Source organism: Neobacillus drentensis, assembly GCF_036965645.1.
In the GTDB taxonomy this organism is placed as follows: Bacteria; Bacillota; Bacilli; order Bacillales; family Cytobacillaceae; genus Neobacillus; species Neobacillus drentensis_D.
The window spans coordinates 18,875-19,321 of record NZ_JBALPZ010000023.1 but is presented as its reverse complement, the minus strand read 5'-3'; the positions used below and the strand labels follow the sequence as shown (position 1 = coordinate 19,321).

Below are 447 nucleotides of genomic sequence, written 5' to 3'. Positions count from 1 at the left end.
AGTTTTTATGGATTATTATTCAAGGTAAATAATAAGTTATTTTGTCATAAAATCAAGTCAATGAGGCTTGAAATATTCACAAAAGCAAAAATCGAGATACAAAACCGTTGATGCATGCCTTTTTTCTTCCACTTAAAGAAATGTCAATATTTGTTGAAATTATGTAAATTATGCCGAATTTAATTGTTTACTATTCTTTATTCTGCTAAAATTTATCCTGAATGCTTTTAGTAGATTAATTGATAGTGGGGGAGATGACGATAATTAAAAGCAAGTTAACTGAATATTTACTGGCAGCATCCTTTTTTACCATCCTATTAATCTTTCATAGCAGCAATGTTTTCGCAGCTGGTACCCTGTTAACACCAAAGGGATACATTGATTCACCAGCAACGGGAGCAACCCTAAAGGGGGTTAGTGTTGTAAAAGGTTGGTTTTTAGATGGAA

Annotated in this window: 1 protein-coding gene; it reads left to right on the top strand. The window is 32.2% G+C overall.

The window, feature by feature from the left end; all coding sequences use genetic code 11:
- Positions 1-254: 254 nt before the first annotated feature.
- The coding region (locus V7266_RS04405; protein WP_335466142.1) for a hypothetical protein at positions 255-447 on the top strand (193 nt) is incomplete at its 3' end.